The sequence below is a fragment of the Phenylobacterium sp. genome (genome assembly GCF_031984885.1).
GTDB lineage: Bacteria > Pseudomonadota > Alphaproteobacteria > Caulobacterales > Caulobacteraceae > Phenylobacterium.
On the sequence record NZ_DAMABV010000014.1, the window covers coordinates 46,389 to 66,984 of the forward strand.

20 protein-coding genes are annotated in these 20,596 nt (G+C 69.5%); 15 read left to right on the forward strand and 5 right to left on the reverse strand.

Annotation, left to right across the window (positions count from 1 at the left end):
• Positions 1-4: 4 nt before the first annotated feature.
• The 8 genes from RTL41_RS17265 to RTL41_RS17300 all read left to right on the forward strand — a co-directional run bounded on the left by RTL41_RS17265 (position 5) and on the right by RTL41_RS17300 (position 7,244).
• On the forward strand, positions 5-412 hold the full coding sequence (locus RTL41_RS17265) for a Fur family transcriptional regulator (RefSeq protein WP_312166317.1): 408 nt from the start codon (positions 5-7) through the stop codon (positions 410-412).
• A 59-nt stretch (positions 413-471) separates the two neighbouring features.
• Complete coding sequence (miaB, locus tag RTL41_RS17270) at positions 472-1,812, forward strand: tRNA (N6-isopentenyl adenosine(37)-C2)-methylthiotransferase MiaB (RefSeq protein ID WP_312166318.1); 1,341 nt, start codon at positions 472-474, stop codon at positions 1,810-1,812.
• Entirely contained in the window at positions 1,809-2,759 is a 951-nt protein-coding gene (locus RTL41_RS17275) for a PhoH family protein (RefSeq protein WP_312166319.1), read from the forward strand. Before miaB ends, RTL41_RS17275 begins: the two co-directional genes overlap by 4 nt.
• Positions 2,756-3,202, forward strand: a complete 447-nt coding sequence (gene ybeY / locus RTL41_RS17280; protein WP_312166320.1) for an rRNA maturation RNase YbeY — start codon at positions 2,756-2,758, stop codon at positions 3,200-3,202. The genes RTL41_RS17275 and ybeY overlap by 4 nt, the downstream gene beginning before the upstream one ends.
• 106 nt (positions 3,203-3,308) lie before the next feature.
• On the forward strand, positions 3,309-4,187 hold the full coding sequence (locus tag RTL41_RS17285; RefSeq protein WP_312166321.1) for a hemolysin family protein: 879 nt from the start codon (positions 3,309-3,311) through the stop codon (positions 4,185-4,187).
• Positions 4,188-4,227: 40 nt separating this feature from the next.
• On the forward strand, positions 4,228-5,772 hold the full coding sequence (lnt, locus tag RTL41_RS17290; RefSeq protein ID WP_312166358.1) for an apolipoprotein N-acyltransferase: 1,545 nt from the start codon (positions 4,228-4,230) through the stop codon (positions 5,770-5,772).
• A gap of 52 nt (positions 5,773-5,824) precedes the next feature.
• Complete coding sequence (locus tag RTL41_RS17295) at positions 5,825-6,250, forward strand: helix-turn-helix transcriptional regulator (RefSeq protein WP_312166322.1); 426 nt, start codon at positions 5,825-5,827, stop codon at positions 6,248-6,250.
• Positions 6,251-6,350: 100 nt separating this feature from the next.
• Positions 6,351-7,244: a LysR family transcriptional regulator gene (locus RTL41_RS17300; protein ID WP_312166323.1), complete on the forward strand. Its 894-nt coding sequence runs from the start codon at positions 6,351-6,353 to the stop codon at positions 7,242-7,244.
• 7 nt (positions 7,245-7,251) lie between these two features.
• Here the strand turns inward: RTL41_RS17300 and RTL41_RS17305 are convergent, their stop codons facing one another.
• From RTL41_RS17305 to RTL41_RS17320, 4 genes are all read right to left on the reverse strand, one after another.
• The gene (locus tag RTL41_RS17305; protein WP_312166324.1) at positions 7,252-7,890 is read right to left on the reverse strand and encodes a carboxymuconolactone decarboxylase family protein; all 639 of its coding nucleotides are present in this window, start codon (positions 7,888-7,890) and stop codon (positions 7,252-7,254) included.
• A gap of 121 nt (positions 7,891-8,011) precedes the next feature.
• Positions 8,012-8,482, reverse strand: a complete 471-nt coding sequence (locus tag RTL41_RS17310) for a cupin domain-containing protein (protein ID WP_312166325.1) — start codon at positions 8,480-8,482, stop codon at positions 8,012-8,014.
• A 33-nt stretch (positions 8,483-8,515) separates the two neighbouring features.
• On the reverse strand, positions 8,516-9,511 hold the full coding sequence (locus tag RTL41_RS17315) for an alpha/beta hydrolase (RefSeq protein WP_312166326.1): 996 nt from the start codon (positions 9,509-9,511) through the stop codon (positions 8,516-8,518).
• 145 nt (positions 9,512-9,656) lie between these two features.
• Positions 9,657-10,751 carry an alpha/beta fold hydrolase gene (locus tag RTL41_RS17320; protein ID WP_312166327.1) on the reverse strand — a complete coding sequence of 365 codons (1,095 nt, stop codon included), beginning with the start codon at positions 10,749-10,751 and terminating at the stop codon, positions 9,657-9,659.
• 295 nt (positions 10,752-11,046) lie between these two features.
• On the opposite strand from RTL41_RS17320, the gene metK reads away from it, so the two are divergent.
• Both metK and trmB read left to right on the forward strand, forming a co-directional pair.
• Positions 11,047-12,267, forward strand: coding sequence for a methionine adenosyltransferase (gene metK, locus RTL41_RS17325; RefSeq protein WP_312166328.1), 1,221 nt, complete (start codon positions 11,047-11,049; stop codon positions 12,265-12,267).
• 74 nt (positions 12,268-12,341) lie between these two features.
• Positions 12,342-13,019, forward strand: coding sequence for a tRNA (guanosine(46)-N7)-methyltransferase TrmB (gene trmB / locus RTL41_RS17330; protein WP_312166329.1), 678 nt, complete (start codon positions 12,342-12,344; stop codon positions 13,017-13,019).
• A 44-nt stretch (positions 13,020-13,063) separates the two neighbouring features.
• On the opposite strand, the gene ppa is transcribed toward trmB, so the two are convergent.
• Positions 13,064-13,615, reverse strand: coding sequence for an inorganic diphosphatase (gene ppa / locus RTL41_RS17335; RefSeq protein ID WP_267233587.1), 552 nt, complete (start codon positions 13,613-13,615; stop codon positions 13,064-13,066).
• A 259-nt stretch (positions 13,616-13,874) separates the two neighbouring features.
• On the opposite strand from ppa, the gene rimP reads away from it, so the two are divergent.
• The 5 genes from rimP (at position 13,875) to RTL41_RS17360 (ending at position 20,581) form a co-directional block, all read left to right on the forward strand.
• Entirely contained in the window at positions 13,875-14,420 is a 546-nt protein-coding gene (gene rimP, locus RTL41_RS17340) for a ribosome maturation factor RimP (RefSeq protein ID WP_312166330.1), read from the forward strand.
• A gap of 14 nt (positions 14,421-14,434) precedes the next feature.
• The gene (nusA, locus tag RTL41_RS17345; RefSeq protein ID WP_312166331.1) at positions 14,435-16,120 is read left to right on the forward strand and encodes a transcription termination factor NusA; all 1,686 of its coding nucleotides are present in this window, start codon (positions 14,435-14,437) and stop codon (positions 16,118-16,120) included.
• Between the two features lie 24 nt (positions 16,121-16,144).
• Positions 16,145-16,807: an RNA-binding protein gene (locus RTL41_RS17350; RefSeq protein ID WP_312166359.1), complete on the forward strand. Its 663-nt coding sequence runs from the start codon at positions 16,145-16,147 to the stop codon at positions 16,805-16,807.
• Between the two features lie 74 nt (positions 16,808-16,881).
• Complete coding sequence (gene infB, locus RTL41_RS17355; protein ID WP_312166332.1) at positions 16,882-19,926, forward strand: translation initiation factor IF-2; 3,045 nt, start codon at positions 16,882-16,884, stop codon at positions 19,924-19,926.
• Positions 19,927-20,071: 145 nt separating this feature from the next.
• The gene (locus RTL41_RS17360) at positions 20,072-20,581 is read left to right on the forward strand and encodes a DUF2939 domain-containing protein (RefSeq protein WP_312166333.1); all 510 of its coding nucleotides are present in this window, start codon (positions 20,072-20,074) and stop codon (positions 20,579-20,581) included.
• The last annotated feature ends 15 nt before the right edge of the window (positions 20,582-20,596 follow it).

Genomic DNA, 20,596 nt, shown 5'->3' on the forward strand with positions numbered 1-20,596 from the left:
TGTCGTGGACCGCATCGAAAGCCTCTGCGTCGAGAAGGGCATGCGCATGACCGAGCAGCGTCGCGTGATCGCGCGCGTGCTGTCGGCCGCCCATGACCACCCCGATGTGGAAGAGCTGTACCGCCGCTCCCACGAGGTCGATCCCCACATCTCGATCGCCACCGTCTACCGCACCGTGCGCCTGTTCGAGGAGGCCGGGATCATCGCCCGCCACGACTTCCGCGACGGCCGTTCGCGCTACGAGGAGGCGACCGAGGTCCACCACGACCACCTGATCGACATGAAGACCGGCAAGGTCGTCGAGTTCGTGGACGAGGAGATCGAGGCGCTGCAGGAGGCGATCGCCCACAAGCTCGGCTACAAGCTGGTCGATCACCGGCTCGAGCTCTACGGCGTGCCGATCGAGGACTGAGGCCAGACCCGGCGGTCCGAAAACTTGCGTGGGGGCGCTCGCAACCCCATAACGCCGGGATGACCGCTTCTGCGCCTCCCAAGCGCCTCTACATCAAGACCTACGGCTGTCAGATGAACGTCTATGACAGCGAGCGTATGGCCGACGTGCTGGCGCCGCTGGGCTATGGCGTGACCTCGACGCCGGAGGACGCCGACCTCGTCGTCCTCAACACCTGCCATATCCGCGAGAAGGCCACAGAGAAGGTCTATTCCGAGCTCGGCCAGATCAAGCTGATGAAGCAGGCGCGGGCCGAGGCCGGGGCCAAGATGACCATCGCCGTGGCCGGCTGCGTCGCCCAGGCCGAGGGCGAGCAGATCATGCTGCGCCAGCCGGCTGTCGACCTGGTGGTCGGGCCGCAGGCCTATCACCAGTTGCCCGAGCTGATCGCCCGCGCCCACCGCGCCCGCGGCGAGCGCCTGGCCGCCGACTTCGCCGCCGACGAGAAGTTCGACGCCCTGCCGGCCGAGCGCAATCCGGAGGGCGTGACCGCCTTCCTCACCGTTCAGGAGGGCTGCGACAAGTTCTGCACCTTCTGCGTCGTGCCCTATACCCGCGGCGGCGAGTGGTCGCGTCCGCTCGAGGCCGTCCTGGCCGAGGCCCGCGACCTGGCGGCCAAGGGCGTGCGCGAGGTCACCCTGCTCGGCCAGAACGTCAACGCCTATGCCGGCGAGGGCGGGCTTGCGGGCCTGGCCCGCCAGTTGGCGAAGATCGAGGGCCTGGACCGCATCCGCTACACCACCAGCCACCCGGCCGACATGGACGAGGCGCTGATCGCCGCCCATGCCGAGCTGCCGCAGCTCATGCCCTACCTGCACCTGCCGGTGCAGGCCGGCTCGGACAAGATCCTCAAGGCCATGAACCGCGCCCACACGGCCGAGAGCTACCTGCGGCTGGTCGAGAAGATCCGCGCCGCCCGGCCCGACATCGCCATGTCCGGGGACTTCATCGTCGGCTTCCCCGGCGAGCGCGACGCCGACTTCGAGGCGACCCTGCAGCTCGTGCGCGAGGTCGGCTACGCCGCCTCCTTCACCTTCAAGTACTCGCGCCGCCCCGGCACCCCGGCCGCCGCCCTGCCGGGCCAGGTGGCCGAGGAGGTCAAGGACGAGCGCCTGGCCCGCCTCAACGCCCTGATCGACGAGCAGCAGCGCGCCTTCAACGCCGCCCAGGTCGGCAAGGTGCTGCCGGTGCTGTTCGAAAAGCCCGGCCGCCATCCCGGCCAGCTCTCGGGCCGCAGTCCCTACCTCCAGGCCGTGCATGTCGAGGGGCCCGAGCGCCTGATCGGCCAGATCGTGCCGGTGCGGATCGAGACCGCCCACAAGATGAGCCTGGCCGGCGTGCTGGAGCTGGAGACCGCGTGAGCCGGCCCGAATACATCCCCCTCTCCGACGAGGCCGCCCGCGCGGTGGCCGGCGCCTCCAGCCGCCATGCGGCCCTGATCGAGGACGCCTTCAACGTCCTGATCGAGACCCCCGGCGGCGGCGTCTCCATCGACGGCGACGCCAAGTCGCGGGCCGGGGCCAAGCTGGTGGTCGCCGCCCTGGCCGCCCAGGCCGACGCCGGCCGCGACGTGACCGAGGCCGACGTCCGCGTCGCCATCGGCGCCGCCCGCGCCGGAACCGGCAAGTCGCCGGCCGGGCTGCCGGCCGGCCGCCGCGGCCAAGTGGCCCCGCGCACGCCGGGCCAGGCGCGCTATCTCGACGCGCTCAGCAAGTGCGAGCTGGTCTTCGGCCTGGGCCCCGCCGGCACCGGCAAGACCTTCCTGGCCGTCGCCCACGGCGCGGGCCTGCTGCTGCGCGGCGAGGTCGACCGCCTGATCGTGTCGCGCCCGGCGGTCGAGGCCGGCGAGCGGCTCGGCTTCCTGCCCGGCGACCTGACCGAGAAGGTCGACCCCTACATGGCCCCGGTCTGGGAGGCGCTCACCGACATCCTCGGCCCCGAGCAGTTCCGCCGCCGGCGCGAGAAGGGCGAGATCGAGGTCGCTCCCATCGCCTTCCTGCGCGGCCGCACCCTCAGCCACGCCTTCGTCATCGTCGATGAGGCGCAGAACACCACTCGCTTGCAGATGAAGATGGTCCTGACCCGGATCGGCGAGGGCTCGCGCATGGCGGTTACCGGCGACCCCAGCCAGATCGACCTCGTCAACGCCGCCGACTCCGGCCTCGCCCATGCGGTCGGCCTGCTGGAGGGCGTCAAGGGCGTCGGCGTCAACCGCTTCGCGGTCGAGGACATCGTGCGCCACCCGATGGTCGAGCGTATCGTGCGCGCCTACGACGCCGACGCGGCCAAGAACGGGCGGGCGATTTGATCGATATCGAGATCGAGGACGAGGCCTGGATCGCGGCCGAGCCGCGGGCCGAGGACCTGATCGAGGCCGCCGCCGCCGCGACCCTCGGCCAGATCGACTTCGACGGCGGCGGCGTCACGGTGCTGCTCACCGACGACGAGAGCGTGCGCGAGCTCAACGCCCGCTTCCGCGGCAAGGACAAGCCGACCAACGTGCTGTCCTTCCCCGCTCCGCAGAACCCGGAGGGCCACCTCGGCGACATCGCCCTGGCCTTCGGCGTCTGCGTGCGCGAAGCGACCGAACAGGGCAAGCCGCTGGCCCACCACCTTCAGCACCTGGTGGCGCATGGCGTTCTGCATCTTGTAGGATACGATCACGAGACCGACGCCGAGGCCGAACAGATGGAGGGCCTCGAGCGCGTCATCCTGGCCGGGCTGGGGGTTCCTGACCCCTACGCGGCCTGACCATCTTCCGCCGGAGCGGGTACCGGTTCGGCGAAGAAGATGGACAACTTAACAATCGGGTCGACGCCGGCTCGTTCGAGCCGACGACCGATCTGGCAGGGAGACCATGACCAACTCTTCGGATGGGATATCCAGTCCGCCCGAACCCCCCAGTCGCAGCCGGGGGATTCGGGCGTTCTTTCGTAGACTTCGCGCCGCTGGCGGGAGCGAGACGTCCGCCGCGCCCGGTCGGCCCGCGGCGCCCAACGGCCTCGTAGAGCAGGCGGCCGCCTTCCAGACCCTGCGGGTCTCCGACGTCATGACGCCCCGCGTCGACATCGTCGCGGTCGAGCTGTCGACGCCCTTCTCCGAAGTGGTCGAGCTGTTCGCGGAATCCGAGCACAGCCGGATGCCGATCTACCGCGAGACCCTCGACGACCCGGTGGGGGTCATCCACGTCAAGGACATCTTCAAGCTGCTGTCCGGCGCCGGCCGCCGGCCGGGCCCCTCCGACCTCGTGCTGCAGAAGCTGCGGCGCGACGCGCTCTACGTGCCCGGCTCGATGCGCGCGGCCGACCTGCTGCTGCGCATGCAGGCCGAACGCACCCACATGGCGATGGTGATCGACGAGTTCGGCGGCACCGACGGCCTGGTGACCATGGAAGACCTCGTCGAGGCCGTGGTCGGCGACATCGACGACGAGCACGACGAGGCCGCCGTCGCGTCCATCACCCCGCGGGCCGGCGGCGTCTACGAGGTCGACGCCCGCGCGCCCCTGGAAAAGCTCGAGGCCGCCCTGGGCGAGCATCTGGCCCCCGGCGAGCTGGACGAGGAGATCGACACCGTCGGCGGCCTGGTCTCGGCCCTGGCCGGGCGCGTGCCGCAGCGCGGCGAGGTCATCGCCCACCCGGCGGGGTTCGAGATCCAGGTGCTGGACTCCGACGCCCGGCGCGTGAAGCGCGTGCGGTTCGCGCCGATGCCGGCGCCGTCCGGCGAAGAGGTCTGACCTGAAGACGCCGTCTCCCTGGCTCGCGCGGCTGCTGGCGATCGTCGCCGGCGTCGCCGCGGGGCTGGCCCATCCGCCGTTCGGCCTGCTGCCCGGCCTGCTGGGCTATGGCCTGATGATGCTGATGGCCGAGACGCAGGGCCCCCGGCCGCTGCGCTCGGCCTTCTTCCGCGGCTGGCTGGCCGGGGTCGGCTATTTCGCGGTCGGGGTCTGGTGGATCACCGAGGCCTTCCTCGTCGACGCCGCCGCCCACGGCTGGATGGCGCCCTTCGCCCTGCTGCTCATGGCCGGGGGGCTGGCGCTGTTCTGGGGCCTGGCGGGGTTGGTCTACCGCCTCGCCGGCGTCCGCGGGCCCTGGCGTGCGCTGGTCTTCGCCGGCGCGCTCTCGCTGCTCGAATGGGTCCGCGCCCACATCTTCACCGGCTTTCCGTGGAACCTGCCGGGCGAGACCTGGCGGGCCGGCGGCGCCGTCTCGCAGTTCGCCGCCGTGGTCGGTCCCTATGGGCTGAGCTGGCTCACCCTGGCCCTGGCGGCCAGCTTCGCGATGCTGCTCGACGCCGGATCGCTGCGTCGGCGGCTGCTCGCCCCGGGTCTGGCGCTCGGGGTTCTCGCCGCGCTCGTCGTCTTCGGGACCGTCCGCCTCTCCGGCGCGCCGGCCCCCCGTCCCGACGCGCCGCTGGTGCGCATCGTCCAGGCCGACATCGACCAGAAGGACAAGTGGAAGCCCGAGAACCTCGACGCCATCATCGACGCCTATGTGACCCTGTCGCAGGGCAAGCCGGGCGATCCCGCCCCGCAGATCATCGTCTGGCCGGAGGGCGCCCTGCCGGCGGTGATCGACGACCTGCTGGCCCCGGGCAGCCCCTATCTCGGCCGCTTCGCCGCGGTCGCGGCCCCGGGCCAGACCCTGCTGCTGGGCGCCAACCGGGTCGAGATCGGCGCCGGGGGCGACGCCGACTACTTCAACAGCCTGGTGGCCCTGCGCGGCGAGCCCGAGGGCTTCAGGGTCACCGGCGTCTACGACAAGCACCGCCTGGTGCCGTTCGGCGAGTTCCTGCCCTTCGGCGACCTGGCCACCCGGCTCGGAATCCGCAGCCTGGTGCACATGCCCGAGGACTTCACCGCCGGCCCGCCGCCCAGGCCGCTGTCGCCCCAGGGCCTGCCGCCGCTGCAGCCGCTGATCTGCTACGAGGCGCTGTTCCCCCGCTTCGCCGAGAACGCCGCGCGCCGTTTGGGCGTGCGCCCGCAATGGTTGCTGAACGTCTCCAACGACGCCTGGTTCGGAGCCACCAGCGGCCCCTGGCAGCACCTCAACATCGCCAGCTACCGGGCCATCGAGAGCGGCCTGCCGATCATCCGCGCCACCCCGACCGGAGTGTCCGCCGTAATCGATGCTCAGGGGCGAATTATGCCTAATGCTGAGCTCGCACTTGGAAAATCCGGTGTGATCGACGCTCGGTTGCCGAATTTTCGACCCAGGACAATCTACAGTTTCATCAGCGAGACAGGCTTCGTCATGATGTTGCTCCTTTCTCTGGCCATCGTCGGAATTCGACAGTTAGATCGGCGAATTGAGCGGAATTGACGGTTTGGTCAGCTTTTTGGCGCGTCAGTCGAGGCTCGTTTAGGGTGAGCCCATGTCCAAGGACCTCGACAGCGTACCGAACCCCATCGACGTTCATGTCGGCCTGCGCATCCGCCTTCGCCGCAAGGAACTCGGCGTCAGCCAGGAGCGGCTGGCCGAAGCCATCGGCCTGACCTTCCAGCAGGTCCAGAAGTACGAGCGCGCGGCCAACCGCGTCTCGGCTTCCAAGCTCTACGAGATGGCCCGCGCCCTGGAGACCTCGACCGCCTACTTCTTCGAAGGGCTGGCCGACACAGCGACCATCGGCGCCGACGGCTCCCCCGGCGGTCAGGCCCACCTCCAGGCCTTCCTGCTGACGCCCGAAGGCGTCGAACTGGCCAGCGCCTTCCCTCGCATCTCCCCCCCGCGCGTCCGCCGCCGCATCCTCGACCTCGTCCGCGCCATGGTCGAAGAAGACCCCTCGATCCTCGACGACTGAGCCGGGGCGGCGTCGATCCGGAGCGAAGTCGGCGGCTCGGCCCTGGGCATAGTCCTATGGGCGGCTACAATCGGCATGGTCCTATTGCCCGGAACAATGAATGCCGAACGCCAACTTCGATGACCTGGCCGCCTTCGTCGTGGTGGCGCAGGAGCGCAGCTTCACGAAGGCCGCCGCGAAGCTCGGCATTTCGCAATCGACCCTGAGCCTGACGATCCGCGCGCTCGAAGAGCGTCTGGGCTTTCGACTGCTGGCGCGCACTACGCGAAGCGTCGCGCCGACGCCGGCCGGCGATCGGTTGCTGCAAACGGTCATGCCCCGGTTCGCTGAGATCACGGCAGAGATCGACGCGCTCGGCGCGCTGCGCGAGACGCCGGCCGGGACGGTTCGCATCACCGCGGGCGAGCACGCCGCGCTCTCGGCCTTGCAGCCGGCCCTGAAGCGATTGCTGCCCGACTATCCCGAGATCTCGGTGGAGATCATCGTCGACTACGGCCTCACCGACATCGTTGCGGAGGGTTTCGACGCCGGGGTCCGCATGGGCGAACAGATCGCCAAGGACATGATCGCGGTGCGGATCGGGCCGGACATGCGCATGGCCGTGGTGGCGTCGCCCGACTACTTCGAGCGCCATCCGATCCCGCAGACCCCGCAGGACCTGACCGCGCACAACTGCATCAACATGCGGCTGCCGACCCATGGCGGCCTGTTCGCCTGGGACCTCGAGAAGGATGGCCGCGAGGTCAATGTCCGCGGCGAGGGGCAACTGGTCTTCAACAACCTCGCCCTGCGGCTGAACTCCGCGCTCGACGGGCTTGGCGTCGCCTACATGCCCGAGGACCAGGTCCTGCCCCACGTCAGGGACGGGCGGCTGATCCGGGTTCTGGAGGACTGGTGCCCGCCGTTCCCGGGCTATCACCTCTACTATCCGAGCCGCCGTCATTCCTCGCCGGCCCTGGCCCTGCTGGTGGACGTCCTCCGCTACCGGGCCTGAGCCGGCGTCACTCCTGGATGTTCAGCGCGACGAGGGCCTGGTCCAGCGCCGTGCGGGCGCGATCGGCGCCGGCGACGTCGCCCGAGCCCTCCAGCCCCTGGATCACTTGCCGCAGTTGCGCAGGGGTGAGGCCCACCCGGATGCTGGCGGCCATGTGCGAGCGGAGCTGCGCCTCCACCCCTGGCGTGGCCGCCAGCGCGCCCACCGTGGCCAGTTCGCGGCTGCGCCAGTCGAGATTGTCGCGCTCGAAGATGTCGCCGAAGAGATGGGATTGCAGGAACTGGTTGATGACCGGCGCGAAGTCGAACACCGCCCCGGCGACGGGCCCGCCCGAGATCTTCGTCTGATTGGCCGCGCCGACCGCCCGTAGTTCCTCGCCGGTGGGAACGGGCTTGCCGGGTTCACGCCCCGGTTCGTCACGGAGCCCGCGCTGCTGGCGCGCCTCCACCACCTTCATCAGTTCCCCCAGCGCGTTGAGGCTGCGCGGAAAGCCGACATAGGCGTAGAGCTGGACGAGGATTTCCCTGGCCTCGCTGATCGTCAGGCCGGCGTCCAGGCCCTGGTTCAGCGCCACGTCAAGCCGGGGCATGTCGCTTCGGGCCATCGCCGCGGCGATCAGCGGGATGGCTTGCTGGCTGGCGGACAAGGTTTGGGAGGCCTGGGGCATCGCTTGCGGCTCCGATGCGGTCTGCCGTGCGTGGGCCGGAGCGACCGCCAGCCCGGCGGCCAGTGCGAGCACGGCCAGTCCGACGCCTGGCGCGCGACGATCAGCGCGCGCGGTACTGTTCATCGGTCACCTTCTCCATCCACTCCACGCTCTTGCCGTCCACCACGCCGGTGACGGCCAGGTGGGTCATGGCGGTGGCGGGCGCCGCGCCGTGCCAGTGCTTGACGCCGGGCGGGCAGACGATGACGTCGCCCGGGCGGATTTCCTGGACCGGCTTGCCCTCCTCCTGGGTCAGGCCGACGCCCGACACCACGACCAGGCGCTGGCCGGCGGGATGGGTGTGCCAGGCCGATCGCGCGCCCGGCTCGAAGGTCACGTAGGCGCCGGACGCATTGACCTCCGCCGTGGCGGCGAACAGCGGATCGACGCGCACCTGGCCGGTGAAGTTCTGTTCCGGCCCGGCCACGGAGGCCTGCGTCCCGGCCCGGCTGATCTGCTGACCGGTCGGCTGGGCGTCGGCCGCGGTCGCGGCGAGGGTGGAAAGGGCGATCGAGGCGGCGACTTTCTTCATGGCGCGCTCCTTCAGATGGATGGCTTGGACGCCTCAGAGGGTCCGGGCGAAGAATGGGGTCAACTTGCCCAGGGCGGCCTCGACATATTCGGGAACCCAATAGGTCTCGATGTGCGTGGCGCCTTCGATCCTGAACAGCTCCTTGTCCTTGGCGCCCGTGGCCTTGGGGAAGGCGTCTTCGGTCATGTACAGGCTGTCGGCCTTGCTGCCGGCCATCATCAGCAGGGGCTGGTCGATCAGCTCGATCTGGTCGGCGGCGTCCCAACGCATCAGGTCCAGCAGGCTGCTGGTCGTGTACTTGAAGGTCGAGCCGGCGTGGGCGTGGGTCCGCCAGTAGTACTCATAGCCCTGCCGGTACATTTCGAACGGCAGCGCGGCGATCTGCGCATCGGTCATGTCGGCGTCGCCCGAGTAGAGCACCGGCCCGCCGGCCGCTTCCTGGGCGCGCGCGGCGGACGCCTGCCGCAGGCGCGCCTGGATGGTGTCCAACTGGGAATCGGCGAAGCCGTTGCGGCGAACCCGCCCGGAGTTGAACATGCTGAGCGTCGCGACCGACCTGAACCGCTTGTCGGATTTCGCCGCCGCCAGCGAATAGCCCCCGCCGCCGCAGATGCCGAACAGCCCCAGCCGCGCGGCGTCGACGCCGGGATACTGGGTGATGAAGTCCGCCATGCCGTGGATGTCCTCGATGCGGTTCGCGGGCTTGTCCACGTTGCGCGGCTGGCCGCCGCTCGCGCCCTGATAGGCGGCGTCGGCGGTGACGGTGATGTAGCCCCGCTCGGCCAGGCGCTGGGCATAGAGACCGGCGACCTGTTCCTTCACCCCGCCGTTCGGATGGGCCACGACGATGGCCGCATACGCCTGCTTCGGGTCGTAGTTCGCTGGCGTGTAGACATTGGCGGCGATGGTCAGGCCGTGAAGCTTGTAGGCGACCGGGTGGACGTTGACCTTCCCGGACTCGTTTTTCGTGATCGCGCCGCGATAGGCCGGCGTGAATGAACTGAGCTTGTCGTCGGCCGCATGGGCCATGGCCGGAACTCCTGACATTGCGCTTGAGAGAATGAGCGCGGAGGCGCCCAGGAATGCGCGCCGGTTCTGGTGGGTGATTTCGTCGGTCATTCGAAATTGGATCTCCGGTCCGCGGAAGGGCTCCGCCGCGCGTCGCGCAGACGGCTCAGTCGAGCTTCTTCTCGGCCAGGAACCGCGTGACCTGGTCGGCGAGCTGGACGTTGTTCAGGTCCGACATCAGGAAGTGGGTGTTGCCGCGGATTCCGATCTCGGGGAGATGCACCAGCCGGGCGTCGCCGCCGTGGCGATTGACGGCCTCGACCCAGAGGCGGGCCATGGCCAGGCGCACACGCCAGTTGTCTTCCCCCCGACGCTCGGTCGCTTCGGTCGGGATATTGTCGCCGTAGTAGATGACGATCGGAATGCGGGTGAGCTTCTTGAAGTCGGCCAGCGGCACGGCTTCCGGCGTCAGCGCGCCCGCGGCGCTCGGCATGGCGGGCGGAAGCTCGCCGTGCGGGAAGACGAAGCCGCTGCCCGGCTCCAAGGCGACGATCGCCTTGACGTTGGCGCTCTTGATCGCCGTCAGCCAGCCCGGCCCGCCGGCCTGGGAGTGGGTGAACAGGATGGCGGGGCCGGCCTTCTCGAACAGCGCCGCCATGGCGTCCGCGATCACCCCGGCGTCGTAGGGCCCGGTGTTGGGCGTGACGGACCGGAAGAACTGGTCCAGCGTCGCCGGCTTGCGGTCGACCTGCACTCCGTCGAAATAGCTTGGCCAGACGCCGAACCGGAACTGGTCGAAGAAGAGCTGATCATTGGGCGCCGGCTCGATCGTGGCGGCGACCATGCTGTTTCCCGCGCGGCCGCGCCGCGGCTGGTCGACCAGGTAGACCGGGTAGCCGCGCCGCAGGAACAGGGTCTGGAATCCCTCGCGGCCGTCGGGCGTGGTCTCCCAGCTCCGCCCCGACTGGAAGGCGCCGTGCAGCATGACGATCGGCAGCGGCCGGGCGCCCTGGGGCCTCTGATAGAAGGCGTAGAGATGATCGCCGTGGAAGCTCTGCCCGGCCGCCGTCGGCCTGTTGTTGTCATAGACGCCCGGCGTGCGCTGCACCGTGCCGCCGACGCTGAAGCTGCCCTGGTCCTCGATGACCAGAGGGGCGAAGCCGACGGTCGGCTGGGCGTGGGCGGCCGGAGACGCCATCATCCCGACCGCCAGGGGCAGCGGCAGGAAGCGAGCGAGGCGCGGCCAGATCATCGAAGTCATGCATTCCCCTCGCAACGGCGACTGCATGAAACATAGGCCGCAGCGGAGCGTTCGATTAGCCGGGCCAATTCGATAGGACTTATTGAAAATACGAATAAATGAACGCGACCGCCTCGCTTGGAGCGAACGTTCAAAGGTCGCCGTCGCGTTGACCGACATCTCTTTCGCCCCCGCGACGTCGGATCGCGTGGCGGTTGACGCCGCTTGCGGGATATAAAGATTTCTTTATAGGTTCCGGCGACGTCCAAATGGGGCCGCCCTGCGCCGCGGCCTGCCCGATTACCGGAGCTACCTCTTGAGCCGTTCCTCTTACATCTTCACCAGCGAAAGCGTGTCCGAAGGCCATCCGGACAAGGTCGCCGATCGCATCTCCGATACGGTGGTCGACGCCTTCCTGTCGGTGGAGCCCGAGGCCCGGGTGGCCTGCGAGACCCTGGTCACCACCAACCGCATCGTCCTGGCCGGCGAAGTTCGCGCCGGCAAGCCGGGCGCCTCGAAGGCCGAGAACAAGGCTCTGACCAAGGACATCCTGGCCAGCCTGGAGCCCAAGGTCCGCGCGGCGGTGAAGGACATCGGCTACGCCCAGAAGGGCTTCCACTGGGAAAAGGCCAAGTTCGCCAACTACCTGCACGCCCAGTCGGCCGACATCGCCGTCGGCGTCGACTCGACCGAGAAGAAGGAAGAGGGCGCGGGCGACCAGGGGATCATGTTCGGCTACGCCTGCGACGAGACCCCGTCGCTGATGCCGGCCACCCTGCAGTTCTCGCACGACATCCTGCACAAGCTGGCCGAGGTCCGTCACTCGGGCGAGGCCGACTTCCTCGAGCCCGACGCCAAGAGCCAGGTGACCCTGCTCTATCAGGACGGCCGCCCGGTCGAGATCCTGAAGATCGTCGTCTCGACCCAGCACAAGAAGAAGATCGGCGACCAGACCGTCAATTCCAAGCGCCTGGCCGCGGCGATCAAGCCCTATGTCGAGAGCGTCATCCCGGCCGGCCTGATCACCAAGAAGACCAAGTGGCACGTCAACCCGACCGGCCGCTTCCTGATCGGCGGCCCGGACGGCGACGCCGGCGTCACCGGCCGCAAGATCATCGTCGACACCTACGGCGGCGCTGCGCCGCACGGCGGCGGCGCGTTCTCCGGCAAGGACCCGACCAAGGTCGACCGCTCGGCCGCCTATGCCTGCCGCTACCTGGCCAAGAACGTCGTGGCCGCCGGCCTGGCGCGCAAGTGCACCATCCAGATCAGCTATGCGATCGGCGTCTCCGACCCGCTCAGCTTCTATGTCGACCTGCACGGCACCGGCCAGGTCGATCCGGCCAAGCTGGAGCTGGCCCTGCCGCAGATGATCGGCGGCGCCACGCCGCGCGCCATCCGCGAGCACCTCGGCCTCAACCGCCCGATCTACGCCCGCACCGCCGCCTACGGCCACTTCGGCCGCCAGCCGGACAACGAGGGCGGCTTCTCCTGGGAAAAGACCGACCTGGTCGACCAACTGAAGGGCCTGGCCTGATCCACATCCGTTTCGGATCCATCGAAGGCCGTCGCGCACTCGCGCGGCGGCCTTTGTCGTTGTAGACGGCGCCCATGGAAGATGCCTCCCACCCGCTGATGCGCTCTTACGGCCGGATCAAGTCGCGGCCGATCAAGCCGCGCCAGGCCGCCCTGGTCGAAGACCTGCTGCCGCGCCTGCGGCCGCCGGCCGGGCCGTTCGACCCGCGCACGCTGATGGACGGCGCGCGTGAGGCCTGGCTGGAGATCGGCTTCGGCGGCGGCGAGCACATGGCCAGCCAGGCCGCCCGCGCGCCCGACGTGCTGGTCGTCGGCTGCGAGCCGTTCCTGAACGGCGTCGCCAGCGCCGTGCGCCATGTGGCTGAACAAGATTTGAAGAACGTCCGCATCCATGACGGCGACGCGCGCGAGCTGGCGGCGCGGCTGCCCGACGCCTGTCTCGACCGGGTGTTCATCCTGTTCCCGGACCCCTGGCCCAAGGCGCGGCACCACAAGCGCCGGATCGTGCAGCCGGAGATGGTCGCCGAACTGGCCCGGGTGCTGAAGCCGGGCGGGCGGCTGCGCTTCGCCACCGACGTGGCCGGCTATGCGGACTGGGCGCTGGAGCGGATCTTGGCGTCGCCGGACTTCGATTGGCCGGCCCAGCGGGCCGACGACTGGCGCACGGCGCCGGCCGACCACATCACCACGCGCTACGAGGAAAAGCGCCTGGGCGACTGCGCGCCGGTCTTCTTCGACTTCATCAGAAGGTAGATGGAAGGTCGCCGCCGGAACCTGCCGATGGCGACCTTCCATTGTCAGGTTCCGGGCTGGCCCTTGCCGGCCGCCTTGGCCCGCTCGATGCCCTGGCGGATCAGCTCGCCGGTCTCTTCCGGATCGGCCCAGCGCACGATCTCGACGCTCTTGCCCTTCTCCAAGTCCTTGTAATGCTGGAAGAAGTGGGCGATCTGCTCGGTGAGGATCGCCGGCAGGCCGCGCCAGCTATCCACGCCGGCATAGAACGGATGCAGCTTGTCGACCGGCACGGCCAGGATCTTCTCGTCGCCGCCGGCCTCGTCGACCATCATCAGGGTCCCGATCGGCCGTACACGGATCACCGCGCCGGGCACCACCGGGGTCGGGCCGACCACCAGCACGTCCATCGGGTCGCCGTCGTCTGACAGGGTGTGCGGGATGAAGCCGTAGTTTCCGGGATAGTACATGGCCGTGTGCAGGAAGCGGTCGACCATGATCGCGCCGCTGTCCTTGTCGAGCTCGTACTTCACCGGCTCGCCGCCCTGCGGGATCTCGATGATGGCGTTGACGTCGTAGGGCGGGTTCACGCCGGTGGGGATCTTGGAGATGTCCATGAGGAGGAGAGGACCTTGAGACACATGAAAGTTGGGTGGCGCGTCTGTGGACCATTCAGGCCGCGCGGAAAAGAGGGGCCGAGCCTGACGGCGCGTAAAAGGCGAAGAAAACCGCGGCGAGGCCTCGGATTTGCGGGGGCTGACAAACCGCTGGTCGCGCGCTATATAGCTCCCACATCGTCCGTTAGCGCCAGATAGCGCATACGAGCGGCAGGCTTCGGCCCGGCCGCTTTTTTGTTGCCGGAGAGCAGCCAAGCTTATGCGAGGCAAGACTACTGAAGACCATCGGCTCCTGGAGCTCCTCGACCCGGTCGCGGAGGCTGCAGGCTACGAGATCGTGCGCCTGCGCCTGATGGGCGGCGAGGAAGCGCGCCGGCTGCAGATCATGGCCGAGACGCCGGAAGGCGAGATGGTGGTCGAGGACTGCGCCCGGCTGTCGCGGGCGATCTCCGAGGTGATGGACGCCGCCGACCCGATCGCCGGCGAGTACACGCTGGAGGTCTCCTCGCCGGGCGTCGACCGGCCGCTGACCCGGCTGAAGGACTTCGAGAACTACGAAGGCCACGAGGCGCGCATCGAGCTCGACCGCGTGGCCGAGGGCCGCAAGCGCTTCCGCGGCGTGCTGGCCGGCGTCGAGGGCGACGCCATCGGCATCGACCTGGAAGGCGAAGACTCCACCGCCATGGTCCCGTTCGCGTGGATCGTGGACGCCAAACTCATCCTGACCGACGCGCTCATGAAGCGCGGCGCGAACGAACGCGCCGCCCGCCTGAGCGCCGAGGCCGACCAAGACACACCCGAGTAAGAGGACGCAAACCGATGAGCCTGACCGGCATTTCCGCCAACCGGCTTGAGCTGTTGCAGATCGCCGAGGCCGTGGCCCGGGAGAAGTCGATCGACAAGGAAATCGTCATCGAGGCGATCGAGGAAGCGATCCAGAAGGGCGCCCGCGCCCGTTACGGCGCCGAGCACGACATCCGCGTCCGCATCGATCCGAAGACCGGCGAGACCACCGTCAAGCGCGTGATCACGGTCATCGACGACGAGGCGGTGTTCGAGGGCGAGGACGGCGTGCCGGAAGAGCCGGTCGGCGTCCGCCGCCTGGCCGACGCCCTGCGCACCGACAAGGACGCCTTCGTCGGCAAGGTCTATGAAGAGATCCTGCCGCCGTTCGAGTTCGGCCGCGTGCAGACCCAGATGGCCCGCCAGGTCGTGACCGGCAAGGTCCGCGAGGCCGAGCGCGAGCGCCAGTACGAAGAGTTCAAGGATCGCGTCGGCGAGATCGTCAACGGCGTGGTCAAGCGCGTCGAGTACGGCAACACCGTCGTCGACCTGGGCCGCGGCGAAGGCATCATGCGCCGCGACCAGTCGATCCCGCGCGAGAACTTCAACATCGGCGACCGGATCCGCTGCTACATCTACGACGTCCGCCGCGAGACCAAGGGCCCGCAGATCCTGCTGTCGCGCGCCCACGGCGGCTTCATGGCCAAGCTGTTCGCGCAGGAAGTGCCGGAAGTCTATGACGGCGTGATCGAGATCCGCGCCGTCGCCCGCGACCCGGGCTCGCGCGCCAAGATGGCCGTCGTCTCCAACGACAGTTCGATCGACCCGGTCGGCGCCTGCGTCGGCATGCGCGGTTCGCGCGTGCAGGCGGTGGTGGCCGAGCTGCAGGGCGAGAAGATCGACATCATCCAGTGGAGCCCGGACGAGGCGACCTTCATCGTCAACGGCCTGGCCCCCGCCGAAGTCTCCAAGGTGGTGATGGACGAGGAGGACGAGCGCGTCGAGGTGGTGGTGCCCGACGAGCAGCTCTCGCTGGCCATCGGCCGCCGCGGCCAGAACGTGCGCCTCGCCAGCCAACTGACCGGCTGGCAGATCGACATCATGACCGAGAGCCAGGAGAGCGAGCGCCGCCAGCGCGAGTTCACCGAGCGCACCGCCCTGTTCCAGGAAGCCCTGGACGTCGACGAGGTCATCGCCCAACTGCTGGTCACCGAAGGCTTCGCCTCGGTCGAGGACGTGGCCTATGTGGACGCCTCGGAAGTGGCGGCCATCGAAGGCTTCGACGAGGACACCGCCGACGAGATCCAGACCCGGGCCCGCGAGTTCCTGGAGAAGGAAGCGGCCGAATACGACGCCAAGCGCAAGGCGCTGGGCGTCGAGGACGGCCTGCTGGAGATCGAGGGCGTCACCCTGCCGATGTCGGTGGCGCTGGGCGAGGGCGACGTGAAGAGCGTCGAGGACCTGGCCGGCCTGATCCCCGACGACCTGCGCGGCTGGTTCGAGAACCGCGACGGCGAGCGCGTGCGCGAACCGGGCATTCTGGAAAGCTTCAACCTCGACGCCGCCGACGCCGAAGCGCTGATCATGCGCGCCCGGATCGCCATGGGCTGGGTCGAGGCCCCGCCGGAACCGGAACCCGAAGAGTACGTGGACGAAGCCGAGGTCGACGCTGACGCCGACGCCGAAGTCGAAGCTGCTGTCGAAGAGAGCCCGGAGGCCTAAGCCCAGGTGAGTGCGCCTGCTTCCATCGCGGCCGAGACGAGGGCCCCCAAGACCCTGGCGCAGGCCGCGAGGGAACGGCGGGACATCGTCTCGGGCCAGGTGATGGGAGAGGCGGCCCTGGTGCGGTTCGTCGCCGGACCCGGCGGCCTGGTGACGCCGGACCTGGCGTGCAAGCTGCCGGGGCGCGGCCTCTGGGTCGCCGCCGACCGCGCGTCGGTGGAGACGGCGGCGAAGAAGGGGCATTTCGCCCGCGCCGCCAAGGCCAAGCTCTCGGCCCCCGCCGACCTCGCCGACCAGGTCGAGGCGCTGCTGCGCAAGCGGCTGCTCGACGGTCTTGGGCTTGCGAAACGGGCCGCCGAACTTATCTCGGGTTTCGAGAAGGTCGTCTCGACCCTGAACGCCGGCAAGGCCGCGTGGCTGATCGAGGCGTCCGACGGCGCCGCCGACGGCCGTCGCAAGATCCTGAATGTGGCCCGCAAGTCACCCAAACCCCCGCAGCTTTGCGGACTCTTCGACGCCGAGGAATTGGGTTTGGCCTTGGGGGCCGAGAATGTGATACACACCGCCTTCCTTGCGGGGCGCGGCGCCGATCGCTGGACGAAAGACGTCCAGAGACTATCTGGCTTCCGCCCGCTCCTTCCCGAGAGTTGGCGCGAGGAAAAGCCTCCTGAGGCGGGCGGAACCTAAAGGGGTTTCGCGCGCCTAGAGCTATTGGAATGTCCGTGGTCGGGACCGTCCCGGCTGATATGTAAAGCGAGCGCATGAGCGACGAGAACGACAACGGCCGGGCCCCTGGTGGGCGAGCTCCCCTGACCCTCAAGCCTCGCGGGGCTGGATCGGTCAGTGCGGGCACGGTGAAGCAGAGCTTCAGCCACGGCCGCTCCAAGACGGTGGTCGTGGAGACCAAGCGCCAGCGCACGCACTCCGCGCCGGCGGGGAATCTTGCTGCGCCGTCTTCGGCCGAGAAGCGCGCCTTCTCGCCGCAGCCGTCCGCGCCGCGGCCGTCGCAAGGCTCGCACGATGGTTCGGGCCTGTCGGCCGATGAACAACGCGCCCGTCAGCGCGCGATCGAACTGGCTCGCGAGCAGCAGGCCCGCCAGGCCGCCGAGCAGCGCGCCCGTGAAGAGCGCGCCCGCGCCGAGGCCGAAGCCGCGCGCGCCGCCGCTGCGGCCGCCGCCGCCAAGCCGGTAGAAGCGCCCGCCGCGCCGCAAGCGCCGGCTCCGGCCCCCACTCCCGCGCCGGAAGCGCCCCGCGCCGAAGCTCCGGCTCCCGCACCGGCGGCCCCCCCGGCTCCGACCCCTGCGCCGCAGGCGCCGGTCGCGCGGACCGAAGCGCCGCGGAGCGAGGCCCCGCGCGCCGAGCCGCCGCGTGGCGAGCGCAGCGACGCCCCGCGTCCGTCCTCGGGCCAGACCCGCACCTACGAGCCCTCCCGCGAGCGCCGCGACGATCGTCCGACGACGACGACCTATCGTCCGGAACGCGCGCCCGGCCGCTATGAGAACATGAACTTCGGCCAGCGCGCGCCGCGCGCCGACGCGCGTCCGCCGCGTGACGACCGCGGCCCGCGTCCGCAGGGCGCGCGCCCGCAAGGCGACCGGCCTCAGGGCGATCGCCCGCAGGGAGACCGTCCGCGTCCGAGCGGCGAGCCCGTCCGTTATTCGGCCCTGGCGCCGCGTCCGGCGCCCGGTCGTCCGGGCGACCGTCCGGGTGGTCCGCGTCCGCCTCGCGGCGCGACTCCGAACGCGCCGCCGGCGACTCCTGAAATCCAGCGCGCCACCCGCCAGGCGCCGCGTCCCGGCGAAGCCGGCCGCCGGCCCGACGACGACGAGGATACCCGCCGCAAGGCCGCGGCCAACGCCCCCAACAAGGCGATCAGCCGTGTGAAGGGCGCCGCCCAGCGCCGCGAAGGCCGCCTGACCATCCAGGCCGTGGCTGGTGACGACGAGGGCGCCGTCGAACGGATGCGTTCGCTGGCCTCGGTCCGCCGGGCGCGCGAACGTGAACGCGAGAAGCGCAAGGGCGGCGGCCAGGAGCAGGCCCGCGCGGCCCGCGAAGTGGTCATCCCCGACGTCATCACCGTGGCGGAACTCGCCAACCGGATGGCGACCCGCGGCGTCGAGATCATCAAGTTCCTGATGCGTCAGGGCGTGATGCTGAAGATCAACGACGTCATCGACAACGACACCGCCGAGCTGGTGGCCACCGAGTTCGGCCACACCGTGCGGCGCGTCTCGGAATCCGACGTCGAAGAAGGCTTCATCGGCGAAGAGGACATCGACGACAACCTGGTTCCGCGGCCCCCGGTCGTGGCGGTCATGGGCCACGTCGACCACGGCAAGACCTCGCTGCTGGACGCCCTGCGTTCGGCCGACGTCGCCGGCGGCGAGCATGGCGGCATCACCCAGCACATCGGCGCCTATCAGGTGCGCCTGGCCGACGGCCAGGCCGTGACCTTCCTCGACACCCCCGGCCACGCCGCCTTCTCGGCGATGCGGGCCCGCGGCGCGGATGTCACCGACATCGTGGTGCTGGTCGTGGCCGCCGACGACGGCGTCATGCCGCAGACGATCGAAGCCATCCAGCACGCCAAGGCGGCCGGGGCTCCGATCATCGTGGCGATCAACAAGATCGATAAGCCCGACGCCAATCCGCAGCGGGTGATCAACGAGCTGCTGCAGCACGAGATCGTCGTCGAAAGCCTCGGTGGCGACACCCAGGTGATCGAGGTCTCGGCCCTGAAGAAGACCGGCCTGGAGAACCTCATCGAGGCGATCTTGGTGCAGGCCGAGATGATGGACCTGAAGGCCAACCCGGACCGCACCGCGGACGGCACGGTCATCGAGGCCAAGCTCGACCGCGGCCGCGGCGCCGTCTCGACCGTGCTGGTCAAGCGCGGCACCCTGAAGCGTGGCGACATCGTCGTGGCCGGCGCCAATTTCGGCCGGGTGCGCGCCCTGCTGAACGAACGTGACGAGCAGCTCGACTCGGCCGGCCCGTCGGTGCCGGTGGAGATCCTCGGCCTGGACGGCACGCCCAGCCCGGGCGAGCCCTTCGCGGTCGTGGAGAACGAGGCCCGCGCCCGTGAGCTGACCGAGTACCGGACCCGGGTGAAGCGCGAGAAGGCCGGTTCGCCGGTCGCCGGCGGCGTCACCATGGCCGACTTCATGGCCAAGCTGCAGGACAAGAAGATCTCGGAGCTGCCGGTCATCATCAAGGCCGACGTGCAAGGCTCCGCCGAGGCGATCGTCGGTTCGCTGGACAAGCTGGCCACGGACGAGGTCCGCGCGCGGATCATCCTCCAGGGCGCCGGCGCGATCAGCGAAAGCGACGTCATGCTGGCCAAGGGCTCGGGCGCGCCGATCATCGGCTTCAACGTCCGCGCCTCCAAGCAGGCCCAGGCCCTGGCCGAGCGCGAAGGCGTCGAGATCCGCTACTACGCGATCATCTACGACCTGATCGACGACATCAAAGGCGTGCTCTCGGGCATGCTGGCGCCGGAACAGCGCGAAACCTTCCTGGGCAACGCGCGGGTCCTGCAGGTGTTCGACATCACCAAGGTCGGCCGGGTCGCCGGTTGCCGCGTCACCGAAGGCGTGGTCCGCCGCGGCGCTCGCGTCCGGATCATCCGCGAGGACATCGTCGTCCTGGAGTTGGGCACGCTCCGCACCCTCAAGCGCTTCAAGGACGAAGTGGCCGAGGTCGGTTCGGGCGTCGAGTGCGGGATGTTCTTCGAGGGCTTCCAGGACATCAAGGAAGGCGACGTCATCGAGTGCTTCAGCCTCGAAGAGGTCGCGCGCAGCCTCTAGGCCGCCAGGCGTCCAGTCATCAGGCCTCCGGGAAGCCGGAGGCCTTTTGCGTTGTGGGCCAGGGACGACGCAAGGCAAGGCGTCATTCTTTGGCCCCGCTTTGCTGACCAGTTGCAGCGTGCCGACCGAGTAAGGCGATCGATTGATGAGAGTTCTGATCCTGGCGTTGGTCGCCCTCACCCTGTCGGCCTGCGCCACCGCGCAGCGCTATGACGCGGCGGGCGATGTCCACGCCCTGCTGGTGTCGATCCGCGACAATGACAAGGCCGCCTTCGAGGCGCATGTCGACCGCCCGGCCCTCAAGCGCCAGATCGAGAGCCGGATGATGGCCGAGGCGCGCAAGGCCGGCGGCAATGACGGGCTGGCCGCCCTGGGCGCGCTGATCGCGCCCGCCCTGGCCGACCTGGCGGGCGAGGCCCTCATCCAGCCCTCGGTGTTCCGCTCCGTGGCCCAGTACTACGGCTATGATCCGGCCAGGCCGCTGCCGGGCCCGATGGTCATCGGCGGCCAGTTGAAGAGCGTCGGCGAGGGCCAGGTCTGCGTCCCGCGCAAGAAGGACGGCCCCTGCCTGCTGACCTTCACCCAGGAGCAGGGGACCTGGCGGCTGTCGGGCTTCGAAGGCGATCTTTCGATGCTGCGGACCAAGGCCCGATAAGGCTAAGCTCTCGCC